Source organism: Methylobacterium sp., assembly GCF_019750675.1.
Taxonomy (GTDB): domain Bacteria; phylum Pseudomonadota; class Alphaproteobacteria; order Rhizobiales; family Beijerinckiaceae; genus Methylobacterium.
The window spans coordinates 1-4,862 of sequence record NZ_JAIEOF010000134.1 but is presented as its reverse complement, the minus strand read 5'-3'; the positions used below and the strand labels follow the sequence as shown (position 1 = coordinate 4,862).

Annotated in this window: 3 protein-coding genes; all 3 read left to right on the top strand. The window is 68.4% G+C overall.

The window, feature by feature from the left end:
* The first annotated feature begins 236 nt into the window (after nucleotides 1-236).
* Complete coding sequence (gene bcsS / locus K2X24_RS07185; RefSeq protein WP_292496215.1) at nucleotides 237-962, top strand: cellulose biosynthesis protein BcsS; 726 nt, start codon at nucleotides 237-239, stop codon at nucleotides 960-962.
* 75 nt (nucleotides 963-1,037) lie between these two features.
* Complete coding sequence (bcsA, locus tag K2X24_RS07180) at nucleotides 1,038-3,428, top strand: UDP-forming cellulose synthase catalytic subunit (RefSeq protein ID WP_292496212.1); 2,391 nt, start codon at nucleotides 1,038-1,040, stop codon at nucleotides 3,426-3,428.
* Nucleotides 3,429-3,490: 62 nt separating this feature from the next.
* Nucleotides 3,491-4,862 (top strand): cellulose biosynthesis cyclic di-GMP-binding regulatory protein BcsB (locus K2X24_RS07175; RefSeq protein ID WP_292496210.1); only part of this gene is annotated, 1,372 nt, incomplete at its 3' end.

Below are 4,862 nucleotides of genomic sequence, written 5' to 3'. Positions count from 1 at the left end.
CGTTAGAGATTCGATCACGCCCTCTGGCGGTCTTCATTGAGCAATATCACGCCTCCCAAGCACAAATTTAGTGCACGGCAATTTTTCCGAACACAGTTTTCGCGTGTGTCGGCGGAGCGCGATTAACTGGTAATTAACTATACCCGCGTTTGATGATGCAGCGCGAAAAGAGGCGCAAATCCACCACCTGCCGGGGTTCTGCACACGTGTCCCACCGTCTTGGAACCGCGCTGTTCCTGCTCACCGCACTGGCCCTGGCGCCGACCTCCGCCCGCGCGGCCGACTGGTACACGGGTGCCGCCCAGCCGGAGGTCGCGGGTGACGAATGGATCGTCGCGGTGGATGCCAGTGCCACCGTCACAACCAACAGCTCCGCTTTCGGAACGATCACGGCGACGATCGCGCCGGTCGGCACACTCCTCGAAGACGGCCTGCGCGTACGCCTCCAGGGCGTGGCCGGCACCTATTCCTATCCGGGGGCGGCGGTCCGTCAAACCGTCACCGGCGTTCAGCAGGAAGGCACGGTCCTCCTCGGCTACGAGTGGATCTGGCAGCAGGCTGCGCTGGCCGGCTATATCGGCATGAACGTGCGCAGCAACGAGCTCTCGATCCTGGACCCCGGCAATCCCGTGGTCGGCACGGGCCTCGGCGTGAAAGTGGCGGCGGACCTCTACGTGAACCCCACCGAGAACACGCTGTTCTCGGCCAATGCCTCCTACTCGACACTGTTCAACGCCTATTACGCGCGCTTCCGCGCCGGCGTCGCGGTGCTGCCGGGCGTGTTCGTCGGCCCCGAGGCCACGCTTCTCGGCGACGCGTTCTTCAACGGCTGGCGGGCCGGCGGCCACGTCACCGGGTTCGCCATCGGCCCGATGAAGTTCTCCCTCGGGGCGGGCTACGCCTTCGATCGTATCCGCAAGGGTGGATACTACACCAGCGTCGATGGCCGCATCGCATTCTGAGATCACGCTGGAGGCATGCCGCGCGAGCGGCATCTCATCACTCGCTTCTTCCTTCGCCTAACGCGGAGTGGCCCCATGCCACCCTTTCTCGTCCGAACCATCTGGCTCGCCAGCGCCGCGGTGACCCTGCTGTTGCTGTCGCAACCTCTGGGAACGGACGTTCAGCTCGAGATGAGCCTCGGCGCCATCGCGGTCATGATCCTCCTGTGGCTGTTCGCCAAGGGGCGCACCGGGCGTTTGACCTTCCTCGCCATCGGCAGCCTCGTGGTGCTGCGCTACATCTATTGGCGCCTGTCGAGCACGCTGCCGCCGGTCGGCGATCTCCCGGGCTTCACGGCCGGCGTGATCCTGATCGCGGCGGAACTCTACTGCTTCTACATCCTGGCGGTCAGCCTCGTGATCAACGCCGATCCCCTGCGGCGCCCCCCGCCCCCGCAGGACGCGGACGAAGACCTGCCGACCGTCGACATCTTCGTTCCGACCTACAACGAGGACCGGCACATCCTCGCGACGACGCTCGCGGCCGCGAAATCCCTCGACTACCCGGCGCACAAGTTCACCGTCTGGCTCCTCGACGACGGCGGGACGGACCAGAAATGCGCGGATAGCGATCCCGCCAAGGCGGAGGAGGCGCGGGCGCGCCGCAAGGTCCTGCAGGCCCTCTGCGCGGATCTCGGGGTGTCCTACCTGACCCGGCGGCGCAACCTCCACGCCAAGGCCGGAAACCTCAACAACGGCCTCCAGAACTCGATCAGCGAGATCGTCGTGGTCCTCGATGCGGACCACGTGCCCTTCCGCTCGTTCCTGCGCGACACGATCGGCCATTTCGGCATGGATCCGAAGCTGTTCCTCGTGCAGACGCCGCACGCCTTCCTGAATCCCGACCCGATCGAGCGGAACCTGAAGACCTTCGAGCGGATGCCCTCCGAGAACGAGATGTTCTACGCGGTGGGGCAGTGCGGGCTCGACAAGTGGAACGGCTCGTTCTTCTGCGGCTCGGCGGCGCTGCTCCGGCGCAGCGCGCTGGACGAGGCGGGCGGCTTCTCCGGCATCACCATCACGGAGGATTGCGAGACCGCCTTCGAGCTGCATTCGCGCGGCTGGACCAGCCTCTACGTCGACAAGCCCCTGATCGCCGGCCTCCAGCCGGAGACGCTCTCAGCCTTCATCGGGCAGCGCTCACGCTGGTGCCAGGGCATGCTGCAGATCATGCTTCTCAAGAACCCACTCTTCAAGAGCGGGCTGAGGCCGATCCAGAGGCTCTGCTACCTGTCGAGCATGACGTTCTGGTTCTTCCCGCTCCCGCGGCTGATCTTCATGGCGGCCCCGCTGCTGTACATCTTCCTCGACATGAAGATCGTCGTCGCCAACGTCGACGAGGCCATCGCCTACACCGCCACCTACATCGTCGTGAACCTGATGATGCAGAACTACCTCTACGGGCGGGTGAGGTGGCCCTTCGTCTCGGAACTGTACGAGTACGTGCAGGGACTGTTCCTCATCAAGGCGACCGCCGCCGTGATCCTGTCACCGCGCAAGCCGACCTTCAACGTCACGGCCAAGAACGTCAGCCTCGACCACGACCAGCTCTCCCCCCTGGCGCTGCCCTACTTCGTCGTCTTCGCGGTGCTCTTCCTCGCGCAAGCCTTCGCCACCTACCGCTACAGCTTCGAGCCCGGCGTCACGAACCTGATGCTCGTGGTCGGCCTCTGGAACCTGTTCAACCTCATCACGGCCGGCGCCGCCCTGGGCGTCGCCACAGAGCGGCGCCAGACCGAGACGGCCCCCTCGCTGCCGGTCGACCGCCCCGCGGTGCTGAACCTCAACGGGACGACCATCGACGTCACCGTGGAGCGCATCTCCAGTGCCCGGTGCCGGATCCGAATGGATGCCGTGGTTCCGATGCGCCGCAGCGACGACGGTTCGGTCGGCACCCTCGCGGCGATCCACCAGGGCCACGTGCCGCTCCTGAGTCATGCCCGGACGATCCCGGTGCGGGTGGCGGGGATCACCGCCGCCGGCGAGGAATCGATCTGCGATCTCGTCTTCGAAACCCTGACGCCCGGCAGCTACCTCGCCCTCGCGGACATCATGTACGGCGACGCCGGCGCGATGGTCCGCTTCCAGCAGCGCCGCCGCACCCACAAGGACATCCTGTCGGGGACCTGGCAGTTCATCGGCTGGGGTCTGTACGGACCGATCCGGGCCCTGGCCTGTCTGATGACGGGAACGGCGCAGCGCCCTGTCGAGGAGGACGCCCCGAAGGCCGCCGCGGGCGCGCGCCGCCGCGCCGCCGATCCGGAGACGCAGCCGGGCCCCCGGCCGGCGGCCGCCGCGCCACCGGCCGAAGGATCGCCGAGCTGGCTCCAGCTGATGGTCGAGACCGAGAACGCGCAGGACGAGGCGGAGCGCGGTCGCCGGACCTCGGACCGGATGGTCGCCGCCCCGTCGGGGCTGCGCAGCTGAAAGCGCGACCCCAAGCCCATCCACGGACAGTCCATCCCTCGGACACGAGCTCGAACCCGGCAATGCCCGTCACATCCCAGCACCGCCCCAGATCGCACACGGCCTCCGCGCTGACGCTGGCCGGCCTGCTTCTCGCGGTGTCCCATCCCGCCCACGCGCAGAGCTTCATCGGGCGCGGCGCGCCTCGGGTCCTAGCCGTTCCGGATGCCGAGCGCGCTGGCCGCCCGGCCACCGCCGTCCGGGCGGAGGCGGAGCCCGCGTCTGCGCCCGCCGCGCCGCCGCTGCCGCAGCGCCCGTTCCCGGCCCTGTCCAGCAGCCTGCGCCTCAGCGGCGAGGAGAGCGGCCTGCAATGGCCGGTCTACCTCACGGAGGCGCAGTCCCGGGAGCAGGTGCGCCTGCGCATCGGCTACCTCGCGGCGATCTCGGTCGTGCCCGACGCCTCGTTCCTGACCGCGAAGGTCAACGGCGTGGCCGTGGGACGCAGCGAGATCAAGGCTCCGGGCGCGATCCGGATCATCGAGTTCGACATCCCCGGCGACCTCCTGAAGCCGGGCTACAACGCCCTGGAGATCGCCGGTGTCCAGCGGCATCGGGTCGACTGCTCCCTCGACGCGACCTACGAGCTCTGGACCCAGATCGACCCGGCCTGGACGGGTCTCGTCTCGGTCTCCGGCGCCGCGATGGCCAATTCCCTGCGCGATCTGCCCGCCATCGCGCCGGATGCGCGCGGCATCGTCCCGATCCGGATCGTCCTGCGCAACCGGCCGGGCTTCGCCACCTTCGAGCGCCTGATCGGCCTGGTCCAGCGCCTGGCGCTCGCGGGCAGGTTCAGCCAGGTCTCGGTCGAGTTCGCAGGCGAAACTCAAGGGTCGGCCGGCCTCGAGATCCACGTGGCGGATGACGCAGGGACCGGCGGTCCCGGCCGCCAGCCCCTGACCTTCGAGTCGCCGCAGGGCGACCGGGCGGCCCGCATCACCCTGGCGGGCGAGACGCCCGCCGAGATCGAGGCGGCCAGCCGCATCGTCAGCGGCATCACCACGCGCGAACCGATGGGTAGCCCGCACGGCCTTCAGGCCCTCGCCCGCGCGCGCGGCGTGCCGGTCCAGGGCCGCGAGACGTTGCCGTTCTCCGCGTTCGGCATCGAAAACCGGGAATTCGGAGGCCGTCTGTTCCGGACCGGCTTCGACCTGACCCTGCCGACGGATTTCGTGCCGGCGGATTACGACAAGATCGCCCTCACCCTCGCGGGCGGCTATGCGGCGGGGCTGGAGCTCGGCGCCCAGATCATCGTGGACGTCAACGGACGCAACGTGGCCAGCGCGCCCCTGGCGAATGCGGGCGGCCAACTCTTCCGGGACGAGACGATCGCCCTGCCGCTCAGCCGCTGGCGGCCGGGACGGAACAAGGTCGAGGTGAGGGCCCTGCTTCCGGCCC